This window comes from Corallococcus praedator (genome assembly GCF_003612125.1).
Taxonomy (GTDB): Bacteria; Myxococcota; Myxococcia; order Myxococcales; family Myxococcaceae; genus Corallococcus; species Corallococcus praedator.
Genome location: NZ_RAWI01001475.1, coordinates 1 through 382, shown reverse-complemented (window position 1 = coordinate 382; position 382 = coordinate 1). Strand labels below are relative to the sequence as shown.

The window sequence follows — 382 nt, the reverse complement described above, 5'->3', positions numbered from 1 at the left end:
GGCAGCGGCATCGACCTTGCCGCGCGCTTCGGCGACGGCGGCGCGGGCCCGGTCCATCTTGCCATCGGCCATCGCCGACGTGGACGCGAGCATGAGACCGAGCGCCGAGGCGCAGGCCAGCAATCGTGTGGTACGCATTGTATCTCTCCTGAACTGGAACGGCCGCACAACGATCGCTGGAGCGGCGAAGTTCCCTGCTCAGCGCCGCCGCAGTCCGGCGTCCTCGAAATTCCAGGTGTGATTTTCCACGATCCACGACTTGAACGGCGTGCGATCCTCGTCGAGCGCCGGGCGATAGCGGAATTTCCGTTCGATCAGGCTGCACGTCAGCCGGTCGAGCGCGGGATTGCCGCTCGACCGCGTGACGCGACAGTCCGTCACG

The 382-nt window shown here is 66.5% G+C and carries 1 protein-coding gene; it reads right to left on the bottom strand.

The window, feature by feature from the left end:
- Window positions 1-198: 198 nt before the first annotated feature.
- Window positions 199-382, bottom strand: a 184-nt coding sequence (locus D7Y13_RS47595; protein ID WP_208734777.1) for an energy transducer TonB, incomplete at its 5' end; no start/stop codon positions are given.